At 69.3% G+C, this 21,405-nt stretch carries 16 protein-coding genes and 1 tRNA gene; 9 read left to right on the top strand and 8 right to left on the bottom strand.

All coding sequences use genetic code 11. The features are described 5' to 3' along the window. Nucleotides 1-175: 175 nt before the first annotated feature. On the top strand, nt 176-778 hold the full coding sequence (locus BLP83_RS14755) for an exopolysaccharide biosynthesis protein (RefSeq protein WP_091244420.1): 603 nt from the start codon (nt 176-178) through the stop codon (nt 776-778). Between the two features lie 38 nt (nt 779-816). Here BLP83_RS14755 and hisS read toward each other — a convergent pair whose 3' ends face one another. Further along, nucleotides 817-2,214 (bottom strand): histidine--tRNA ligase, encoded by a 1,398-nt coding sequence (gene hisS / locus BLP83_RS14750; protein WP_176764220.1) that lies wholly within the window; start codon nt 2,212-2,214, stop codon nt 817-819. 147 nt (nt 2,215-2,361) lie between these two features. Here hisS and BLP83_RS14745 point away from each other — a divergent pair. Both BLP83_RS14745 and BLP83_RS14740 read left to right on the top strand, forming a co-directional pair. Further along, nucleotides 2,362-2,438: transfer RNA gene (locus BLP83_RS14745), tRNA-Pro, on the top strand. Between the two features lie 128 nt (nt 2,439-2,566). After that, nucleotides 2,567-2,851: an FmdB family zinc ribbon protein gene (locus BLP83_RS14740; protein WP_091244414.1), complete on the top strand. Its 285-nt coding sequence runs from the start codon at nt 2,567-2,569 to the stop codon at nt 2,849-2,851. Nucleotides 2,852-3,085: 234 nt separating this feature from the next. On the opposite strand, the gene ppnN is transcribed toward BLP83_RS14740, so the two are convergent. Further along, on the bottom strand, nt 3,086-4,450 hold the full coding sequence (gene ppnN, locus BLP83_RS14735) for a nucleotide 5'-monophosphate nucleosidase PpnN (RefSeq protein ID WP_091244412.1): 1,365 nt from the start codon (nt 4,448-4,450) through the stop codon (nt 3,086-3,088). A 297-nt stretch (nt 4,451-4,747) separates the two neighbouring features. Here ppnN and rapA point away from each other — a divergent pair, with 297 nt between their 5' ends. From rapA to BLP83_RS14715, 4 genes are all read left to right on the top strand, one after another. Next, entirely contained in the window at nt 4,748-7,597 is a 2,850-nt protein-coding gene (gene rapA, locus BLP83_RS14730; protein WP_091244409.1) for an RNA polymerase-associated protein RapA, read from the top strand. Nucleotides 7,598-7,740: 143 nt separating this feature from the next. Further along, entirely contained in the window at nt 7,741-8,262 is a 522-nt protein-coding gene (locus BLP83_RS14725) for a response regulator (protein WP_091244406.1), read from the top strand. A gap of 219 nt (nt 8,263-8,481) precedes the next feature. After that, entirely contained in the window at nt 8,482-8,868 is a 387-nt protein-coding gene (locus BLP83_RS14720) for a BlaI/MecI/CopY family transcriptional regulator (protein ID WP_091244402.1), read from the top strand. Then, nucleotides 8,865-10,550, top strand: coding sequence for a TonB family protein (locus BLP83_RS14715; RefSeq protein ID WP_091244399.1), 1,686 nt, complete (start codon nt 8,865-8,867; stop codon nt 10,548-10,550). Before BLP83_RS14720 ends, BLP83_RS14715 begins: the two co-directional genes overlap by 4 nt. A gap of 104 nt (nt 10,551-10,654) precedes the next feature. Here the strand turns inward: BLP83_RS14715 and BLP83_RS14710 are convergent, their stop codons facing one another. Together BLP83_RS14710 and BLP83_RS14705 are read right to left on the bottom strand one after the other, a co-directional pair. Further along, nucleotides 10,655-11,890 (bottom strand): PQQ-dependent sugar dehydrogenase, encoded by a 1,236-nt coding sequence (locus BLP83_RS14710; RefSeq protein WP_091244397.1) that lies wholly within the window; start codon nt 11,888-11,890, stop codon nt 10,655-10,657. A gap of 139 nt (nt 11,891-12,029) precedes the next feature. Further along, entirely contained in the window at nt 12,030-12,596 is a 567-nt protein-coding gene (locus BLP83_RS14705) for a hypothetical protein (RefSeq protein ID WP_091244394.1), read from the bottom strand. 409 nt (nt 12,597-13,005) lie between these two features. Between BLP83_RS14705 and BLP83_RS14700 the strand changes: the two genes are divergently transcribed. Further along, nucleotides 13,006-14,652: a peptidoglycan recognition protein family protein gene (locus BLP83_RS14700; RefSeq protein ID WP_091244391.1), complete on the top strand. Its 1,647-nt coding sequence runs from the start codon at nt 13,006-13,008 to the stop codon at nt 14,650-14,652. A 71-nt stretch (nt 14,653-14,723) separates the two neighbouring features. On the opposite strand, the gene BLP83_RS14695 is transcribed toward BLP83_RS14700, so the two are convergent. Then, the gene (locus BLP83_RS14695) at nt 14,724-15,962 is read right to left on the bottom strand and encodes an MgtC/SapB family protein (RefSeq protein ID WP_176764219.1); all 1,239 of its coding nucleotides are present in this window, start codon (nt 15,960-15,962) and stop codon (nt 14,724-14,726) included. A 171-nt stretch (nt 15,963-16,133) separates the two neighbouring features. On the opposite strand from BLP83_RS14695, the gene BLP83_RS14690 reads away from it, so the two are divergent. Next, nucleotides 16,134-18,197, top strand: a complete 2,064-nt coding sequence (locus BLP83_RS14690) for a TonB-dependent receptor domain-containing protein (protein ID WP_091244385.1) — start codon at nt 16,134-16,136, stop codon at nt 18,195-18,197. 61 nt (nt 18,198-18,258) lie between these two features. Here the strand turns inward: BLP83_RS14690 and BLP83_RS14685 are convergent, their stop codons facing one another. Genes BLP83_RS14685 through chrA form a run of 3 tightly spaced genes read right to left on the bottom strand, consistent with a single transcriptional unit; the run spans nt 18,259 to nt 21,403 of the window. Continuing rightward, nucleotides 18,259-18,795, bottom strand: a complete 537-nt coding sequence (locus BLP83_RS14685) for a response regulator transcription factor (protein WP_091244382.1) — start codon at nt 18,793-18,795, stop codon at nt 18,259-18,261. Beyond that, on the bottom strand, nt 18,792-20,072 hold the full coding sequence (locus BLP83_RS14680; protein ID WP_091244379.1) for an ATP-binding protein: 1,281 nt from the start codon (nt 20,070-20,072) through the stop codon (nt 18,792-18,794). The genes BLP83_RS14685 and BLP83_RS14680 overlap by 4 nt, the downstream gene beginning before the upstream one ends. A 26-nt stretch (nt 20,073-20,098) precedes the next feature. Continuing rightward, nucleotides 20,099-21,403, bottom strand: a complete 1,305-nt coding sequence (gene chrA, locus BLP83_RS14675; RefSeq protein ID WP_091244376.1) for a chromate efflux transporter — start codon at nt 21,401-21,403, stop codon at nt 20,099-20,101. Nucleotides 21,404-21,405: the final 2 nt, after the last annotated feature.

The raw sequence follows: 21,405 nt of genomic DNA, 5'->3' as shown, positions 1-21,405 counted from the left end.
GGGGACGCACTCGGCGTCGGCGCGTCACGTTACAACAGGAAAGCGCAGGCAAGCGCGGCAAGGCCGCGGGCGTTCAGACAGCGCACACGCGGGCGACTCCAAGTTTCCGAGCAACAGACGGAACGACGCGCCCGCCACGGCCCGGTAAAGTGCGCGCTCGCCAGCCCGAGGTCCCATGCAGCCTTCCAGCGCCCCCAGCACCAGCCAGATCCTGCGCGAACTGGCCGCAGGCGAAGCCGACCCGAGCTTCGACGCCCTCCTTGCCGCCTTCGGCCGACGCGCCTTCGGCGCAGCCCTGCTTCTGGCGATCATGCCGGCATTCCTGCCTCTGCCCTTCGGCGTCGGCGCGATCAGCGGCCCCCTGGTGTCGGTCCTGGGTCTGCAGATGCTGTTCGCCCGGCGCCAGCCCTGGTTGCCCAAGCGCTGGCGTGGAAGAACCGTGCCGCGAACTCGCCTGCAGGGTTTCAACAGCAAGATGGGCGGCGTGCTGCAACGGATCGAACGCCTCTGCAAGCCGCGCCTGAACGGGCTCGCGACCCAGCTCTGGGCCACCGTCTTCACCGGCGCCCAGCTGATCCTGCTGGGCATCCTGCTGTCGCTGCCGATTCCACTGACCAACTACCCCTTCGGCCTGCTGCTGGTGCTGTACGCGCTCGCGCTGGTCGAACGCGATGGTGCTCTGCAGCTCGTCGCCTGGGGGCTGGGCCTCGCCACGATCACCGCCTCAGCCCTGCTGTCGACCGAGGTGGTGGACCTGGTGGCGGGATTCCTGGCCTGAGTCGGGCCCGTTCGCGCGGGGATGGATCCGCGGCGGACTCAGCCGCCGTGACTGCCGCGACCGGCCATGGCGCGGGCCTGCTCCAGCTCCACGCGCAGCGCTCGCACCAGGTCCTCGCGCGGCACCTCGAACTGTTCCTGCTTGCGCATGTCCTTGACCGCGACCACGCCGCGCGCGGCCTCATCCTCGCCCAGCAGCAGCACGAAACGGATGCCGGCGCGATCGGCGTACTGGAACTGCTTGGCGACCTTGCGCGGCTCCAGCTGCACCTCGGCATTGATGCCGGCGCGGCGCAGCTCCGAGGCGAGCTTCAGGTACTCGGGCAGCCGCACTTCGTCCATCTGCGCGACCAGCACCTCGACGCTGCTCTCGGCCGACTCGATCAACCCGGCCTCGCGCAGCTGCCAGAACAGGCGGGAGGCGCCGATCGAGATGCCAACGCCTGGCAGATGCGACTTGGTGTACTGACCGGCCAGGTTTTCATAGCGACCACCGGAGCAGATGGAGCCGATCTGCGGGTAGTCGTTGAGCGTGGTCTCGTAGACGGTGCCGGTGTAGTAGTCGAGGCCGCGGGCGATCGACAGGTTGATCGCGTAGTTGGCCTCAGGCACGCCGAAGGCGCGCACCAGCTCCAGCACCTCGCGCAGCTCGGCGATGCCCTGGTTGAAGGTCTCACTGCCCTGCCCGAGGCGATCGAGCTGGGCCAGCGCATCGGCGTGGCCGGCCGAGCGGATGCCGACAAAGTCGAGGATCTTCCCGACCGCATCCGCGGAGAGCCCGAAGCCCTCGCCGGTCAGCGTCTCGCGCACGTAGTCCGGGCCGCGCTTGTCGAGCTTGTCGACCTCGCGCAGCACCGCGCCCTGCTGCTCGGGGTCGGCGACGCCCAGACCCTCGAAGAAGCCGCGCATCAACTTGCGGTTGTTGATCTGGATGGTGAAGGCGCCGATCGCGAGATCGCTGAAGACCGAGTAGATCACCGCCGGCAGCTCGGCATCGAAGCGCACCGACAGCGCATCCTTGCCGATCACGTCGATGTCGCACTGGTAGAACTCGCGGAAGCGGCCGCGCTGGGCGCGCTCGCCGCGGTAGACGCGCTGGATCTGGTAGCGGCGGAAGGGGAAGTGCAGCTCGTGCTCGTGCTCGGCCACATAGCGCGCCAGCGGCACGGTGAGATCAAAGCGCAGGGCCTGCTCGGGGAGCTGGCCGGCCTCGGCCTTCTCCAGTGCTCCGGTGCTCTGCACGAAATAGACCTGCCGCTCGGTCTCGCCGCCGGACTTGGTCAGCAGCACCTCGGACAGCTCCATCACCGGGGTTTCCACCGGCAGGAAGCCGAAGCGCTCATAGTTGTCGCGGATGATGTCCAGCATGCGCTGGAAGGCGATCTGGTCGCGCGGCAGCAGTTCCAGTACGCCGGGCACGGTGCGGGGCTTGATCAAGGCAGGCTCCATAGGGCGGTGCAGCGGGTCGTCGTTGGCCCCGCTGGAAGCGGTAAAGGCTACCAGTTTGGTGCCCTCGCCTCACGAGCATCTTGCGCAGCTCGCGTGAGGCCCGTATGATGCGCGGCTCTCACGCGGTGCCAAGATCGGGGTGTAGCTCAGCCTGGTAGAGCGCTACGTTCGGGACGTAGAAGTCGCAGGTTCAAATCCTGTCTCCCCGACCATCCGCGCCAGCGTGAATCAATCAACCCCGCCATCGAGCGGGGTTTTTTGTGCCCGCAGCGCAGCCCGTCGCTTGTCAGCCGACGCCGCCGCCCCCACCCTTCGGGCCTTCGGACCTGCGGAGACCGTCATGCCCATCTTCGAATACCGCGCCAGCGGCGAGGCCGGCTGCGCGCACTGCCGCGAGGGCTTCGACCAGCTGCAGAAACTCTCGGAGCCGCCGCTTGAGCACTGCCCCAGGTGCGGCGCGCCGGTGCAGCAGCAGATCGGCGCGCCCGCGCTGGCCATCGGCGGCGCCCACCTGCTGAAGGAAAAGAAGATCGGCGAGGCCGGCTTCACCCAATACCGCAAGATCGGCAAAGGCGTGTACGAGAAGACCGCGGGCAAGGGGCCGGGGATCATCCGCGGCGACTGATGCCGCTTTGCGGCGGGATTCGGGATTGGGGATTCGAGATTCGTGCGACGGGCGATCGGTCGCGGCGAGTGCTGCGGCCTCGCTCCATCGATCCGCCCGCGACAGCTGCCCAATACACAAAACCGGTGCGACCCGCTCCATCTGCGCGCCAGCGCGGTCTTGAGTCTCGCCACGCCAGCCGATGCCGCTCTTGCGAATCCCGAATCCCGACTCCCCAATCCCGTCGCGTCGGCGTCAGCCGACGCGATAACAGGGCTTGTAGTCCCCACTCATCTTCATGCGCCGCTGCTCGACGAAGGCACGCAGCAGGGCGTCCAGTGCACGCATGATCTCCGGCTCGCCATCGATCACGTAGGGGCCATGGGCCTCGATCGCGCGCATGCCCTCTTCCTTGACGTTGCCGGCGACGATGCCGGAGAACGCGCGGCGCAGGTCCGCAGCAAGCGCGTGGACAGGCTGGTCGCGATGCAGCTTCAGGCTGGCCATGTTCTCGTGGGTCGGGGCGAAAGGGTGCTGGAATTCCGGCTGGATCTTCAGCGCCCAGTTGAAGAAGAACGCGTCCTTGGTATCGAGCCGGTGCTCGCGCACTTTGGACAGGCCGCGCTCCATGTAGCGCGCGACCTCGCGCGGATCGTCCACGATGATCTTGTAGCGCTCGGCCGCAGCATCGCCCAGCGTGAGCCGCAGGAAATGGTCGATCTGCTCGAAGTAGGCCGCCGACTCCTTGGGCCCGGTGAACACCAGCGGGAACGGCAGGTGGGCATTGTCCGGATGCAGCAGGATGCCGAGCAGGTAGAGGATTTCCTCGGCGGTGCCGACGCCGCCCGGGAACACGATGATGCCGTGGCCGACGCGGACGAAAGCCTCCAGGCGCTTCTCGATGTCCGGCATGATCACCAGGTGGTTGACGATCGGGTTCGGCGACTCGGCGGCGATGATGCCGGGCTCGGTGATGCCGATGTAGCGGTTCTGGTAGCGGCGCTGCTTGGCATGGCCCACGGCCGCACCCTTCATCGGCCCCTTCATCGCGCCCGGGCCACAGCCCGTGCAGATGTCGATGTCGCGCAGGCCCAGCTCGTAGCCCACGTGCTTGGTGTACTCGTACTCGTGACGGGCGATCGAATGACCGCCCCAGCAGACGACGAGGTTGGGCTCGACGTTCGGCTTCAGTACGCGGGCGTTGCGCAGGATCTCGAACACCGCATTCGTGATGTCCTGGCTGTCGTCCAGATTGAACTGGCCGGACTCCTTGATCTCGGTGGAAACGTAGGCGATGTCGCGCACCACGGCGAACAGCAGCTCGGCGACGCCGGCGATGATCTTGCCGTCAACGAAAGCCTGGGCGGGCGCATGGCGCAGCTCGAGGCGCACGCCGCGGTCCTGCTGCTGGACTTCGATGTCGAAGTCCGGGTAGCGCTCAAGCGCGGCGCGCGGATCGTCGCTGGTGCTGCCGGAGGTCAGCACGGCCAGCGCGCAGCGCCGCAGCAGCTCGTGCAGGCCGCCCTTGGAGGCGTCGCGCAGCCGGCTGACTTCGCTGCGCGAGAGGACATCGAGGCCGCCGCGCGGGGAAATGCGGGCGTTGACGGTGATCGGAGACATGCGGGGTTCCTGAAAGGCCTTGTCGTTTGTTCTTGTGAGGGCCGTCGAGGGGCGCGGGCGCGGTCGAACCGCGCCGCAGGCGGAATCTGACGGCTGCGGCCCCTGCCATTGGGCGCCGCGCGTGTCGCGGGCCGGCCGCGCTCACGCTGGCGCGGCCTTCGGCCCCTCGCCTGGGACGACAGGTCCCATCGGGCGGTCGCGGAGCATCGCACAGGCCGGCCCGGCGGTGAAGCTCGCCCCCTGGGACCGCCCGGTCCCGACTTTGGACGGCCTTGCTTGACGCGTAGAATTGGGCGGATGAATTCTCCCTTCGTCCCCGGACAGCGCTGGCTGTCCACCGCCGAGCCCGAGCTCGGCCTGGGCACGGTGATGCGCCTCATCGGCCGCAGCGTGCAGATCGTCTTCACCGGCAGCGGCGTGGTCCGCCAGTACGCGATGGACACCGCCCCGCTGTCGCGCGCCGACTTCCGCGTCGGCGACCGCCTGCGCGCCGAAGGCGTGGAATACACCGTAGAGAGCGTCGATGTCGCCGATGGGCTGTACGTTTACGGCGTCGGCGACAAGCAGATCCACGAGGGCCTGCTCGACCCCGAGCAGCCGGTCTCGCAGGCCGACGCCCGCCTGCTCTCGGGCCGCGTCGATCGCAGCCCGGCCTTCGAGCTGCGCCGGGAAGCCCTGCGCCGCCGCGCCGAAGCCCGCCGACATCCCGGCTGGGGCGTGCTGGGCGCGCGCATCGACCTGATTCCACACCAGTTGAAGGTGGCCGAACTGGCCGCCGAGCGACGAACGCCACGCCTGCTGCTGGCCGATGAAGTCGGCCTCGGCAAGACCATCGAGGCCGGCATGATCCTGGCCCAGCAGCTCGCCACCGGTCGCGCCCGTCGCGTCCTGGTGCTGACGCCCGAGAGCCTGGTGCACCAGTGGTTCGTCGAACTGCTGCGCCGCTTCAACCTGCGCTTCGCCCTGTTCGACGAGGAGCGCTGCGAAGCGATCACCGAGGTGGACACCACCTGCAACCCCTTCGAGGACGAGCAGTGCGTGATCGCCTCGGTCGGCTGGCTGGCGCATTCGCGCAAGCGCGCCCAGCAGCTGCTCGAAGCCGGCTGGGATCTGCTGGTGGTCGACGAGGCCCATCATCTTTCCTGGGCGCCGGATGCGCCCAGCCGCGAGTACAGCCTGGTCGAGAGTCTGGCCCAGGCCACGGCGGGCGTGATCCTGCTGACGGCCACGCCGGAGCAGCTCGGCCGCAGCGGCCACTTCGCGCGCCTGCGCCTGCTCGACCCCGCGCGCTATGCCGACCTCGACACCTTCATCGCCGAGTCCGACCGGCATCTCGCGCTGTCGCAGGTCACCGAAGCCCTGCTGGAAGCGCGTGCACCCGATGCCCCTGGCCGCGCGCTGCTTGAAGAACTCTTCCACGACGAGCCACAGACGCTTTCGGCGGCGCTTGCAAAGATCGAGGCCGGCGACGAGGCCGCGGCCTGGAAACTGATCGAAGCCCTGATCGATCGCCACGGCACCGGGCGGGTGATGATCCGCAATCGGCGCGCCGCGGTCGGCGGCTTTCCCGAGCGGGTTCCCCATATCGAGCGTCTCGTCCAAAGCGGCGAAGATCCGGCCCTGCAGGGGCGACTGCGCGCCGAAGCCCTGGCGGATGCCGGCGCCCACGGCCACCACGAACCCGAGCACGATTACACCCGCGACCCGCGTTTCGAATGGCTGCTGCAGCGGCTGGAGGCGATCGCGCCGGCCAAGGCCCTGCTGCTGTGCCGCTCACGGGCCAAGGTGCAGGCGCTGGACGAGGCCCTGCGCCTGCGCTCGGGCCTGCCGGTGGCGCGCTTCCATGAAGACATGAACCTGCTGCAGCGCGACCGCGCGGCGGCCTATTTCGCCGATCCCGAAGGCGCGCGCCTCTTGATCGCCTCGGAAGTCGGCGCCGAAGGGCGCAACTTCCAGTTCGCCCAGCACCTGATCCTGTGGGACCTGCCGCTGGACCCGGACATGCTGGAGCAGCGCATCGGCCGCCTCGACCGCATCGGTCAACAGGGCGCCGTGCAGATCCACGCCTGTGCCGTCGAGGCCAGCCCGCAGGACCTGCTGCTGCGCTGGTACGACGAGGGCCTGGACGCGTTCCGCCAGGTCTGCGCCGACGGTCGCGAGCTGCTGCGCCGTTTCGGCCCCGAGCTGCTCAGTCTGTTCGAGACCCCGAGCGACAACGGCGTCGAGACCCTGATCGCCGAAACCCGCGCGGTGCACGCCGAGCTGTCTGACAAAGTGCACCGCGGCCGCGACCGGCTGCTGGAGCTTTCCAGCCAGCGCGCCGCCAGCGACGGTCGCCTGCTGCAGGCGCTGAAGCTCGACGACATCGCCGCCACCATCGAGGACTACCCGCTGCGCCTGCTGGAGCAGTTCGGCATCCACAATGAGCCGCAGGGCCACGAGATCGTCCTGCTCGATCCCGAGTACGTCACCCTCGATGCCTTCGAGGAGTTGAAGGCCGGCGCCCGCCAGGCCACGTTCTCGCGCGCCCGCGCCCTGGCCCGCGATGACCTGCTTTACCTGCGCGCCGACCATCCGATGCTGCTCAATGCCGAGGAACTGCTGCTGTCCTCTGAGACCGGCAACGCCGCGGCCCTGGTCGACGACAGCCTGCCGCCGCGCAGCCTGCTGCTGGAGGCCGTCTACGTGCTGGAATGCGTGGCCGAGGCCGATCTGCACGTCGACCGCTTCCTGCCGCCGCTGCCGCTGACCGTGGTGGTCGACACCCGCCTGCAGCCCCGGCTCGACTACGTGCCCGGCGCGCGCGCCCTGCGCAGTTCCGGCGACCGCCCCATCGATCTGTCGCGCCAGCGCAAGCTGCTGACCACCCTGCTGCCGCCCATGCTGGGCGCCGCCGAGAAGCTGGCGAAGTCACAGGCCGAGCAGCGCGTCGAGACCGCCCTCGGCCAGGCCGAGGAGTTGCTGGGCGCCGAACTCGCGCGCTTGAAGCGGCTGGCCAGGATCAATCCGGCGGTCCGTCCGGAAGAGCTCGAAGCGCTGGAGCGCGAACATGCCGAGCTGCTCACCGCCTTGCCGCAGGCGCGTCCGCGACTCGACGCTCTGCGTCTGGTGCTGAGTCCCGACGTGGTCTCGCTGCGTCCGAGCTGAGTGAGAAGCAGTGCGCCTTTCGGCCCCGCGAGTTTTCAGACTTGCGGGGCTTTGTCACAAACTGTCTCAGCCCTACCCCTTGCGTCACTGAATCACAAATCGTGACAATCTACGTCACGTCGGGGTTTCGTTAGGGGCGGGCCATGAGTGGAGTGGGATTGTTCAAGCGCCTGTTCGGCGGCGAGGAGAGGGTGGTCGAGCGCCGCCTGCGTCCTCGCCAGCAGGCCCGGCCCGACACGCGCTTCCTGATCATCGACGACAGCACCACGATCGTCACGGTCCTGCGCCGCATGCTGCAGCAGAACGGCTTCGCCACCCGCGAAGCCTATGACGCCGAGCGCGGCATCGAAATCGCAGAAGCCGAGCGCCCGCACCTCATCTTCCTCGACATCGTGCTGCCCGGCATGAGCGGCTTCGAGGCGCTGCGCCACCTGCGCCGCTCCGAAGCCACTCGCAACATCCCGATCATCATGATCAGCGGCAACGAACAGGCCACCGAGCAGTTCTACCTGCAGCGCATCGGCGCCGACGATTTCATGAAGAAGCCCTTCTCGCGCGACGAGGTGTTCTCGCGCATCGGCCGCCTGCTCGGCCCCGACCTGCTGCCGCATCGCCCGGAGCCGCTGCGCGGCGATCCGGGCTTCGGCCTGCGCGCGGCGGTCTGACGCGCTACGCTGCGCCGAACGATGGAAGACGGAAGGCGGGCCGCGAGGCTCGCCTTTCGTCTTGTTGGGGCCGCGTTGAAGAATTCAGCGCTGCGGCGCGCCCTGCAGGGCGCGCCCGCGGATCCTGCACACACGCGATCGATTCGCCCCACCCGCAAGCCGCTTGACTTGAGCGTTTACAGGCGTAATCTTCAACTGTCGATTACAAGAGTAAACGCAATGCAGATCAGTGAGGCGGAGTCGGTGGTGATGGAGGTGCTGTGGGCGAGCAGTCCGCGCAGCGCCGAAGAGGTGGTCGCGGCGCTGGCCGGAGAGCAGGAGTGGCAAGAGGCGACCATCAAGACCCTACTGAATCGCCTGCTCAAGAAGAGGGCGATCAGCGCAGAACGCGACGGCCGGCGCTATCTGTACGCGCCGGTGCTGACGCGCGAAGAATGGGTCCGCCAGCAGAGCAGCAGCCTGCTTGATCGCCTGTTCGGTGGAAGGCTCGCGCCCCTGGTCGCGCACTTCCAGGCAGAACAGGGCTTGAGCGAAGAGGACCGTGCCGCACTGCGCGCGCTGCTGGAGCGCAGCGAGCAGGGTTCGAGCAAGGGCACAAGGAAATGAGCGCCAGCGCAGCAGTGCTCACCTCATTGGCGCACGAGGCACTGGAGCTGAGCCTCGCCACCAGTGCCGCCTGCCTCATCGTGCTGCTCGTCCGGCGTCCGGTGCGCACTCTGTTCGGCGCCCGCGTCGCCTACGCGCTGTGGTGGCTGCTGCCTGCGGCGATGCTCGCGGTGCTGCTGCCGGCACCCGCGATAGCCCCAGCGGCGATCGGACTCGGTCGCGTCAGCGCAGGCGCTGGGCTGCCGCTGACCGTGCCTGAGGACAACTCCGCGATGCCGTTCGATCTGGCCTCGCTGTGGCCGCTGCTGGCCGCGCTCTGGCTTGCAGGCTGCGGTGTTGCGCTCGCGCGGATCGCCATGCAGCAGCGACGCTTCCGACGCGCGCTCGGGAAGCTCGCCCCCATGCACGAGGGCCTGTGGAGGGCCAGGGCCGCCAACACGGATGGGCTGCCGGCGGTGGTTGGGCTGCGTGCGCGGATCGTCCTGCCCGCCGACTTCGAGCATCGCTATGCGCCCGAACAGCAGGCCTTGGTGCTGGCGCACGAGCGCGTGCACGTCCGCCGTGGCGACGTCTACTGCAACCTCGGCTTCGCTCTGCTCTGCGCCCTGCAGTGGTTCAACCCGCTGCTGCGGCTGGCACAGCGCGCCTATCGCCTCGACCAGGAGCTGGCCTGCGACGCCTGCGTGCTGGCCATGCATCCGCGCAGCCGACTCAGCTACGGCAAAGCGCTACTCGGCAGTTCCTCCGCTTTCTCCGCGGCGCCGTTGGGCTGTCCTGCCTTCGGCACGCATCCACTGAAGGAGCGCATCACCATGTTGACTCGACCTTTGCCTTCGATCTTTCGTCTGACCGCTGGGTTCTCGATTGCCGCCTGCATCGGCCTTTCCGTCGCAGGATTGGCGTGGTCCCAGCAGCCAGCGCGCGCCGCCCCAGCAAGCGAAGTTCTCGACATTTCGGCCCCAACCGGAGCGCCAGCAGCCTCGCCTCCGTCACCGACGAGGCGTCCCCTACCGATCGTGGTGAGCGAACCGCCGAAGGGCGACAACACCGAAGTGGCCTACCGCAAGGTTCAGCCACCCAAATACCCCGCCGAGGCGATCCAGCAGCGACAGGAGGGCGAGGTCCTGCTCAAGGTGCAAGTTCTTCCGGACGGTTCGGCTGGAGACCTGCAGATCGAGCGCAGCACAGGCTCGGACTTCCTCGACAGGGCGGCACTCGATGCTGTGGCGAAGTGGGCGTTCCACGCCGCAAAGCGGGAGGGAAGAGCTGTCGAATCATGGATCGCGGTGCCGGTGCGTTTCTCTCTGGACAAGCCCGCCGCAAACGCAGGGGAGCCATCAGCTTCACTCACGCCCCCAAGCTATGGGCGACTCAGCCCACCGACCTACCCGGCCGAACTGAAAGCCTCTGGCGGCGAAGGCACCACCCTGCTGAAGGTAGGCGTCGATGCAGTCGGTGCAGTGCAGACCGTCGACATCGAGAGCAGCTCGGGCTACGCCGCATTGGACCGCGCCGCTTCGGATGCGGTCGAACGCTCGACTTTCAACCCGGCCCGCATCGCAGGCCAGCCGGTCGCGAGCCAAATCCGGCTGCCGGTGCAATTCATCGCGGCCAACAGCACGGCCGCGCCGTTCGTGCCGCCGGCCGGTGCACTGGACACCATCACCCTGCAGGCTGACTGAAACCCTGCGAGCCCCAGCCTCGTTCCTTCCAGATCCCGTACGGCTGCCATGAATATCGAAGCCACCCTCGCGGGTGGCTTCGCTTTGATGCAGCGACGCGGAGGTCAGCCCGCCAGCTCGACCTTGAGCACGCGGCTCTGGACTTCGTCAGTGACCACATAGACGGCGCCGTCCGGCCCGACGCGCACGTCGCGGATGCGCCAGCCCAGGTCTTCGAGCAGGCGCTCCTCGCCGGTCACGGCATCGCCATCCAGCGTGAGGCGGATCAGCGCGCGCTGCGCCAGTGAGCCGACGAACAGGCTGTGCTTCCACGCGGGAAAGCGGTCGTGGTTGTAGAAGGCCATGCCGCTGACGCCCGGCGACACCTTCCAGACGTGGTGCGGGTTCTCCATGCCTTCGACGGTTTCACCCTGCGCTTCGGGAATGACTTCGCCCGAGTAATTGATGCCGTAGGTCGCGATCGGCCAGCCGTAGTTTTTGCCGGGCTGCGGGATGTTGATCTCGTCGCCGCCCTTGGGCCCGTGTTCGTGGGTCCAGAGCGCGCCCGTCCACGGGTTCAGCGCCGCGCCCTGCTGGTTGCGGTGGCCGTAGCTCCAGAACTCGGGCAGTACGCCCTCCCGTCCGAGGAAGGGGTTGTCGGCCGGCACCGAACCATCGAGGTTCACCCGGATCACGCCACCCATGTGGCTGGACAGATCCTGCGCGCTCGGGCGCACGCCGCGGTCGCCGAGGGTGATGAACAGATGACCCTGGCCGTCGAACACCAGGCGCGAGCCGAAGTGGTGGCGGGTGTCGAGCTTGGGCTTCTGGCTGAAGATGACCTGCACGTCCTCAAGCCCGGCATCGGTAAGGCGGGCGTGCGCGACGGCGGTGCTCGCCAGGCGGCCCTCGCCAGGCTCGGCGAAGCTGAAGTAGATGCGTTGGCTGTCGGCGAAATCCGGCGCCGGCACCACGTCGAACAGACCGCCCTGCCCTTCCGCGACGACTGCAGGCACGCCGGACAGCGGTGCTGACAGCGCGCCGTCGGCACCGATCAGACGCATGCGTCCGGGACGCTCGGTGATCAGGATGCGGCCATCCGGCAGGTGGGCCAGCGCCCACGGGTTCTCCAGCCCCGTCGCGATCGTGCTGATGCTGAGCGCGCCGTGCTGGCTGCTGCCTTGGCGCACAGGTTCGGCGGGCGTCGCCACCGCGGCAGCGGGCGCGGCTGCCGCACTGGCGCTGTGCGCGGCGGGTTGCGCAGCGGTAGGGGGCTCCGCCTGCGAACAGGCGGTGAGCGCGAGGCTCAGGGCAAGGGCGGTTGCGAGCGGCGCGCGGCCGGATCGGAACAGATCACGCATGGGGCACTCCAGCGGGAAACCAAAGGGCCACCAAGATAGCGCCCGCCGCGTCATGCGAGCGTCCCGGAAGTCCTGAGCGTCTGTGCGGGCCGCGCCTGAGGACCAGCCGCTCTCGTGCCTGCTGGCCGGCTTGCGGGCCTCAGCGCGCCGGCGCAGCCGCCGTCGGCCGAGGCTCGAAACCATCAGCGAACAGCAGCGGCGGCGTGAGTTCGCGCGCGCCCTGCTGGATCCAGTCGCGGATCAGCGCCTGCTCGCTGAGAGGAATGGCGATGCGGCCGCGCGGCATCCGCGTGCCGACAGCGGGCTGCTCGCAGTTGATCTTCTCGAACAGGTAGCTGGCCGCGACCTGGCCGGGCAGGACGCGGGTGCGACCGGCAGCCTGCACGCTGGGGATATCGACCAGCTCGATCCACGAATCCTCGGCGTTCAGGCTGAGTTCGGCGGCGGGCGCGCTGCCGAAATTGACGTGGCAGTTGGAGCAGCGGATCTCCCAGATCGGCTGGATCTGCGTGTGGTAGTCGACGCGCGGGGTCACCGCCAGCGCAGCCAGGTCATCGCAGCCCGTGGCCTGCGCGAAGGCGGCGGAGCTCGCCGCGAGGCCGGCGCAGATCCACATGAACGCCGCGAGTTGCGCGCGCAGGCGCGGCACGGCGTCGACAGCGCCGTCGACGGCAGGATGTGCCAGGGGCTCACCGTGAATCGACATGACAGCAACCTCTGGGCACGAAGGGGTACAGCGAAGACCGGCCCGCGATGCTCGGCCGTGCCGCGCGGCAACGCAAGCGCGATGCGCCAGAACGCGAACGAACGCACAGTTCATCGCGCCAAACCCGGGTGGATCGGGCTGCGGAGAGCTTGACCGCCCACGCGAAGCGCCGGTCAGCCAGCCCCTCCCAAGATCCGCGCGCTGGGCCAGCGCTCCCTGCCCTGCGCTGGCGCCGTCCGATGTCTGTCGCCCCATGCAACGTCATGTGCGTTGACATTCCGCAAGACCGCCGACATGGTTCCGCCGCCAGTACAACAAGCGCTGGCAAGAGAGGGCTGCTGGGGGGCAGCCATGCACGGGGACGCCCGCGACGGGCATCCCGCATCGACAATCGGGGAGAACACGCACCATGCCAAACCAGAACAACCGCGGCTGCCACGCCGCGCAGGCCTACCTGCGCGCAGGCCTCGTCGCCCTGACCTTGGGCGCGCCGCTCTGGGCCACCGCACAGGAAGCCGACGTCGGGGCCGAGGACCCGCTCAAGCAGTGGCAGCTGCCCTGGCTGCTTCAGGAATCGCTGCAGAGCGGCCGCGCCGCGGAAACGCCCTATTACGTGGACGGCGACGAGATCTCGGTGCTCGCCGAGGGCCTTGAGGCGTTCTTCGCCGACGGCGGACGCGTCGAGGCTGCGACCGGAACCACGCTGCACGGCGTCGGCCTGAAGCTCGACGGCAAGGGCGTGCACGCGCTGCGCTGGGTGTCCTACGACGCCCGCGGCAAGGCCCTCGATGCCGGCGGTGTCGAGATCACCTGGTCGGAAGGTGCGGCCCACGTCGGCCGCATCCTGCTGCCGCGCCCGGCGCAGCGCGTGGAGCTGCAGCGCGGAAAATCGCAACTCGCTTTCCTGCAGGCCGAACCGCTGACCGAAGCACCGCCCAAGCGCGGCGTGCTGGCACGCGACCTGCCCTTCGAGACCGCCAGCGCCAAGGCGCCGCTGGCGCCCGGCGTGATCTCGCGCGCGTCCTGGGGCGCCCGCGCCACCGGCGCCTGCGGCAGCACCCACAGCCCGCGCTTCCTCACCATCCACCACACCGCCACGCCGAACAACGACTCGATCACGCCGGCCGCGCGCATGCGCCAGATGCAGGCCTACCACATCGACACCAACGGCTGGTGCGACTTCGGCTACCACTACACGGTGGGTATCGACGGCAAGGTCTACGAGGGCCGCGACCCCGACCGCACCGGCGCCCACGTAGGCAACCACAACACCAACAACGTCGGCATCAGCGTGGTCGGCACCTTCGTGAACTTCTCGCCGCGCGAGTCGCAGCTCAGCGCGCTCACCGACATCAGCCGCTGGGTGGTCAACCGCTACGGCATCCCCAAGAGCCGCAGCAACGTGCTAGGCCACAAGGAGTGGTCCGGCCACACCAGCAATACCTGCCCCGGCCTGCTGCTGCCCTGGCTGCCGACCCTGGTGCAGCGCCTCAGCAGCACGACGCCGCCCCCGCCGCCCGCCGCCCGCGTGCTCGACAGTTTCGAAGCCTCGGTCGGCCGCTTCGGCAGCGCGCCGACGCTGTCCGGCAGCACGGTCGGCATTGCCACCTCGTCGACCGCACAGCGCTCGAACATCCAGGCCCGCAACGGCAGCTGGGGCCTGCAGGTGTTCCTGCGCGACAACCCCAGCAGCAGCGCCGCCTGGTTCGTGCGCCTGCTCTCCGGCGGCGGCGCACCGGCCAGCAATGCGGCCCTGCAGCGGGCAGGCGGACGCCTTGGCGCCTGGTTTTACACCGGCGCCAGCGGCGTCAGCGTGCAGTTCCTCGTCGATGACAGCGACGGCACCGAGCTGTCGACGGCGCGCGCGCTCTCGCCGAACACCTGGACCTTCCATGAGGTCGCGCTCGACGACGCCGCGCAGTGGTCGGCCTGGGTCGGCGGCAACGGCGCCCTCAGCGCAAGCAGCGTCACCCTCGACAGCGTGGTGATCACCCGCGCGCAGACCAGTTACGACGTCTACGTCTACCTCGACGACGTGAGCTTCCGCGTGCAGTAGGACGAGCAGGCGGCCTGCGTCCGTGCGGGACACGGGCGCAGGCCGCCGCCGCACTGAAAGGTCACGGGGCTCTACAGCAGTACCGCCAGCGCAGCGGCCAGCCAGGCGAGCAGCAACAGGCCGCCAACACGCAGCCCGTAGGCGCGTCCGCCGGCGGTGAAGGCCACCGCAGCGCGGGCGATCACACTCGACAGCAGCACGCCCTGCAGCGCCCATTCGGCAAGGGTTTCGTCGAGCGCACCGCTGGCGCCCAGCTGGGCGATCGAGGCCATCGCCGCATGCAGTTCCACCAGCGCCGCGATCGCCGAGGTCAACAGCGCGCCGGCGCTGCCGTAGCGCTGCTGCAGGAAAGCCGAGAGCAGCAGCACCCCGGCGATGAGGGCAGCGAAGACCAGCGCATGGCTCAGGCTGAACATGCGCGAGGCCGCCGTTGGCATCGCTGCACCGGGATCCACCCCGTTGCCGCGCAGGCCGAGCAGCACCGCCAGCGCCAGTACGGCGCCGAAAGCCAGCAGCTGTGGCAGCACCAGGGCCAGATAGCTGGCTGACACGGTGCCCAACACCGGCAAGGCCAGCATCAGCGAGGCCAGTGCCGCAGCCTGCGCGGCCGCCACGCAGGACGGCTGCAGCTCGGGCTGCGCGCGAAGGCGCTGGCCGAAGCCGGCGATGGCCGCGGTGCTGCTGACGAAGCCAGCGAAGAACCCGGCCAAGGGCAGACCGAAACGGCTGCCGACGAGGCGCAGAGCGATATGGCCGAGAGCGCTGATGGCCATCACCAGCACGACCAGTTGCCACAGCTTCGCGGGGTTCAAGACGCCGTAGGGCCCGACCGGCGCATTCGGCAGCAGCGGCAGCACCAGCAGCACGGCGGCGAGCAGCAGCAGGCCGTCGCGCACCTCGGCCTCGCTGATCAGCTCTCGGCTGAAGCGATGCAAGGCCGCGCGCGACTGCAGCAGAAGGGCCACCAGCACGGCCAGTGCGGCAGCCAGCTCGGGCTGCCGCTGAGCCAGCCCGCCCAGCAGAGTGGTCAGGACCAGCGCGACCTCGCCGGTCAGGCCCGGCGACGTCGGCGGGTTCAGGCGATAGCTGCCGAAAGCAAGCAGGGCGATCGCGGCCAGGGCGATGGCGAACACCGGCAGCCCGAGCTGCCAGCCGACCGCGCCGGCGAGCGCCGCCAGTGTGTGCGTACGCATGCCGGCGGCGATCTTCTGCTGGCTGTCGCGCTGGCGCTCGCGGACGATGCCGATCAACAGGCCCAGGCCGAGCGCGCTGACGTAGGCGGAGTAGTCGGCAGGAAGCATGTTGTACATGCGCGGCAGTCTCGATCGCCAGCGTGGATGCCGACACTCTAGCCGCAGCCGGTGGATGCGGGCGCATGGCGCAGACAGGCACAGGGATCGGCGGGGGTGCGACATTCGGTCACTCCCGGCGGCTCCACGCGCGCCGGGACAATCGCGGCTCCCCTCCTGGACCATGCCGCGATGTCCCCGTCCCCCCGCCTGCTTGCCGCCGCCGTCGCCCTTGCCATGCTGCCCGCCGCCTTCGCCGATGCCAGCCAGCGCACCCGCCTGCCGAACGTGGTGGTGCTCGGCGCGCTGCCACCTTCACCGGCGGAGCCCGCGCTGGATCGCGATGCCTTGAGCCAGGGCGCCGCCGCTGATCTCGCTGAAGTGCTGCGTGGCATCAGCGGCCTCGCCGCCTCGCGCATGGGAGGACACGGGCTGGAGCCCTCGATCCGCGGCCAGAGCCAGGGCCAGATCAACGTGCGCCTCGACGGCATGGAGCTGCACGGCGCCTGCCCGAACCGCATGGACCCGCCGACCGCATTCGCCCAGCCCTCCGCAATTGATCGGGTCACCGTGCAGAAAGGCGTGCAGAGCCTGCGCAACGGCCCAGGCGGCAGCGGTGGCGCGATCCTGATCGAGCGCCGGCTGCCCTGGGAGGCGCAGGGTCTCGAGGGCCGCATCGCCCTCAATGCCGGCGACAACGCCGAGTTCTGGCAGGCTGCCGCGGACGTCGGCGGCGCCCGGGGCGGCACGGCCTGGCGCGTGCTTGCCAGCCGCGAGGATCGGGAAAGCTACGAGGACGGTGCCGGCAGCGCAGTGCGCTCTGCCCTGGCGCGCGATGCAGTGAGCCTGTTGCTCGGCCAGACCTGGAGCGAGGCCCAGCGCAGCGAGCTGAACCTCGACTACAACGACACCCGCGACGTGCTCTACGCCGGCGCCGGCATGGACGCCCCCAAGGACCGCCTCGGCGCCTGGAAGCTCGCGCACTACGCCAAACTCGGTGGCGCCTCGCTGCGCGCCAGCGCGTGGTCGGCCGAGGTCGACCACGTGATGGACAACTTCTCGCTGCGTCAGCAGACCGGCATGTTCATGCGCGTACCGGCCAGCGCCGACAGCTCGGGCCTGGAGCTTGCGGCCGAGTTCGCGATCGCCGGCTGGAATCTGGAAATCGGACTGCAGCAGGCCAAGCTTGAGCGGCTGGCGATCCGCTCGGCCGGGATGAATCCGGACACGCTCACGATGCGCAACGCCCTGCTGTGGCCGCAGGCCGAACTGCAGCGCCGCGGCCTATTCATCGAAGCGCAGGGCCCGCTGTCCGCGGACACCCAGCTCACCGCCGGCCTCCGCCTCGACCGCTTCGACGCGGATGCGCTGCGCGCGGGCGAGCGCGTCAACATGAGCATCGCGGCGCCCGCGGATTTCTATCGCAGCTACTACGGCGTAAGCGCGACAGGCTTCGAGGATGATGGCCTGGGCGCCCTGCTGCGCTTCGACCATGCGCTCAACGCGCGCCTGCAGCTGTTCGCGGGTCTCAGCCGCTCGGTGCGTGCGGCCGACAGCACGGAGCGCTACATCGCCTCGACGAGCGGCGCCGGCCCTGCGCGCTGGATCGGCAATCCGCAGCTGGCCAACGAACTCCACCAGCAGTTCGATGCCGGCCTGATCTGGCAGTCCGAGGCCGCGCGCTACAGCCTCGTTGCCTACCTCGATCGTGTGGATGACTACATCCTGCGTGATCGCGCGCGCGGCCAGCCGGGCCTGGTGCTGGCCGATGGCGCCAGCGTCTACCGCAACGTCGATGCCGAGCTGCATGGCGCCGAGTTCGAGGCCGAATGGACGCTCGACTCCGGCCTCCGCATCGACGCCCAGCTGGACTACGTCCGCGGCGAGAACCGCAGCGACGGACGCGCGCTGGCGCAGATTGCGCCGCTGTCGGTCGCGCTCGGCGTTCGCCAATCCACTTCACTCGGCGAGTTCAGCGCACGCCTGCGCGGTGCCGATCGTCAGGACCGCGTGGATGCCAGCACCGAAACGGGCAGCGGCCTCGACGCCCGGCGGACGCCCGGCTGGGCCGTGCTCGATCTGGGCTGGACGCTGGAGCGCGGCGCGCAGCGCCTGCGCATCGGCCTCGACAATGTGTTCGACCGCGCCTATGCCGAACACCTGAATCGCGCCAACCAGGACCCCTTCAACCCGACGCCAGTGCAGGTCAACGAACCGGGCCGGAGTCTGCGGCTGGGCTGGGAATACCGGTTCTGATCTCGCGTCGCCCTTGTCAGCCACTCTTGAGTGGCTGACAAGGGCGACTGCCGAGAGACGCTCAGCCGCCAGGCCCCGGCCGCTTGGCCAGCTTTCGCTGCAGGCTGCGCCGGTGCATGCCAAGCAGGCGGGCAGCGGCGGAGAGGTTGCCTTCGGTTTCGTGCAAGGCCTGCTGGATGTGCTCCCACTCGATGCGCGCAAGGGGTGTCATCTGCTCGGGGGCGGGCGGCGGCGCGTCGGCGTCCTCGCCGCGCAGCGCGCGCAGGATGGCGTCGGCACTGGCCGGTTTGGGCAGGTAGTTGATCGCCCCGCGCTTGATCGCATCGACTGCCGTGGCGACGCTGGCATAGCCGGTCAGCAGCAGGATGCGCAGCGCCGGCAAGGCTTCGCGCAAGGGCTCGATCAAGGTCAGGCTGCTCTCGCTGCCCAGCTTCAGATCCAGCACGGCGTAGTCGAAATGCTGGCTCGACGCGCGCTGCAAGGCCTGCGCTGCGTCCTGCACCCAGACGCAGCGCAGGCCGCGCTTTTCCAAAGCGCGCGACAGGCTGCGGCCGAACACCGGGTCATCCTCCACCAGCAGGGCGGCTTCATCAGTCATGCGTCGGTGCCTCCCGTCACCGCTGCGGAATCGGCCAGCGCCGCCAGCGGCAGCTGCACGTCGACCACGCTGCCACCCTGTGGGTGCGGGTGCAGGGCAAGGTGGCCGCCGAAGTGTTCGACCGTCGCATGCGACAGCGCGAGCCCCAGACCCAGGCCCTGCGGCTTGGTGGTCTCGAACAGGGCCTGCAGGCGACGCGCGGTGGCGGAATCCAGCCCCGCTCCGTGGTCACGCACCGCGAGTTGCAGCGTGTCGCCCTCCAGCGCGAGCGCGATCTCGATGCGATCCTCGCCGGCCTCGACCGAGGCGTCGGCTGCGTTGTTGAGCAGGGCCAGCAGCAGATGCTCCAGCAGCGGCTCGGGGCGGATTGGTGTCGACACCGCATCGAGACCGGTCGCCTGCAGGCGCAGCGCAGGCCGCAGCAGGCGCCAGCGCTCGATGACCTCGCCGAAGAACTCGCCCGCGGGCAGCGGCCGGGCATCGAGGCTCTGCGCCTGCGCGACCAATGACTGCACGCGGGCGCGGCACTCGCCAGCCAGCTGGCGCAGGGTGCGCAGATCCTCCCGCGCCTCGGCATCGTCGGGCGCATGCTCGAGATCGTCGAGGATCAGCTGCATGCTGCCGAGCGGCGTGTTCAGGGCATGCGCCAGGGCCGCGGCGTGTGCGCCCAGCGCGAGGATGCCCTCGTTGCGCGCCGACCGCTCGCGCAGGCGCGAGAGCTCGCGCTCGCGCTCGCGCAGCATGTTGCCGAGGTAGCGCAGGGCGACTGCGAACAGCAGGGCGCTCAGCAGGAAGTTGATCGCCATGCCCCACAGGTGCAGGTCGAGCTGCAGGGCGCGGGCACCGTGCATATGCGGCCAGCCCGGCGCGAACAGGGCGAGCAGCAGGTAGGCCACGCAGGCCGACAGCCCCACCGCCAGCACCCAGCGCAGCGGAAGCGCGACCGCCACCAGCGCGATCGGCACCAGGTAGAGCGACACGAAAGGGTTGGCGGTGCCGGCACTCCAGTACAGCTGCCAGGTCAGCACGCCGAGATCCACCGCCAAATGCAGGGCCAGTTCGAACGGCGAGCGCGCCAGCCCGCGATTGCAGCGCCACTGCGCCCAGCTGTTGAACAGGATCAGCACCGCCACGCCGGCCCACAGCGGCGGCGGCGCGAAGGGCATGTCCATGCCGCTGATCGCCACCACGATCGCGAGCGGCTGGCCGGCCACCGCCAGCCAGCGCAGATCGGTGAGCAAACGCAGGAAACCCGGGAGGGAGCGATCGGTGAGCATGGGCGCGCAGTATGCCGCTGGCGGGCTCAGTCCAGACCGGCGAGCTGCAGGGCGATGCCCAGCGCGGCGCAGACCCCGAGCACAGTGAACACGCCGCGCTTGGCGACGAACACCAGCAGGACGGCGATCACGGCCAGCGCCAGCGCCATCGGCTGCAGGCTGCCCGTCACCGGCAGCAGCAGGTCAACCGGCCCGGTCTCTACCCGCACACGCTCGGCGAACAGGGTATTGAGCGCGAACCACAGGGCCAGCTTGGCGATGACACCGACCACGGCGGCGCTGATCGCCGCCAGCGCGGCACCAAGGCGCGGCCGCCCGCGCAGGCGTTCGACATGGGGCGCGCCGGCGAAAATCCAGACGAAGCTGGGCAGGAAGGTCACCCAGGTGGTCAACAGCGCGCCCAGGGTGGCAGCCAGCAGCGGCGGCAAGCCCGTGGCTTCGCGAAAAGCGGCAAGAAAACCAACGAACTGGGTGACAAGAATCAAGGGACCCGGCGTGGTTTCGGCGAGGCCCAGGCCGTCGATCATCTCGCCCGGCTGCAGCCAGCCGAAAACCTCGACGCCCTGCTGGGCGACGTAGGCCAGCACCGCATACGCACCACCGAAGCTCACCACCGCCATCTGCGAGAAGAACAGGGCGATGCGACTGAAGACATGCTCGCCACCCAGCGTCCATAGCAGGCCGCCAATCGTCAGCAACCACAGCAATGCGCAGAGCACAGCGGCGCGCAGGGTGCCCGGGTGCTGCACGTCGTGCAGGGCGTGCTCGTCATCGCCATGACCGACTGACCGCCAATACCCAGCACTCAGCATGCCCAGCGCGCCGGCAGCCAGCACCACGAACGGAAACGGCGCGTCGAACACGACCAGGGCGATGAAGGCGGCGACTGCCATAGCGATCGGCAGGGCCGCGCGCAGCGTGCGCTGGGCCAATCGGATCAGGGCCTGCAGCACCAGGGCCAGCACCGCCGCCTTCAGACCGAAGAACAGGCCGTCGACCACCGCGACTTCGCCGAGCAGCACGTAGACAAAGGACAGTGCGAGGATCGCCAGCGCCCCGGGAAGGATGAACAGCAGTCCGGCCAAAAGGCCGCCGCGCACGCCGTGCAGCAGCCAGCCGACATAGGTCGCGAGCTGCTGGGCCTCGGGGCCGGGCAGCAACATGCAGTAGTTCAGCGCGTGCAGGAAGCGCGCTTCGTCGATCCAGCGCTTTTCCTCGACCAGCAGGCGATGCATCAGGGCGATCTGCCCAGCCGGCCCGCCGAAGCTCAGCCAACCGATGCGCCACCAGACAGCCAGAGCTTCGCGGAAGCTGACGGGCGCGACCGCCATGC

The organism is Aquimonas voraii (assembly GCF_900101825.1).
In the GTDB taxonomy this organism is placed as follows: domain Bacteria; phylum Pseudomonadota; class Gammaproteobacteria; order Xanthomonadales; family Xanthomonadaceae; genus Aquimonas; species Aquimonas voraii.
Note: the sequence above shows the minus strand (reverse complement) of the source record. Positions and strands in the feature narration are given on the sequence as shown.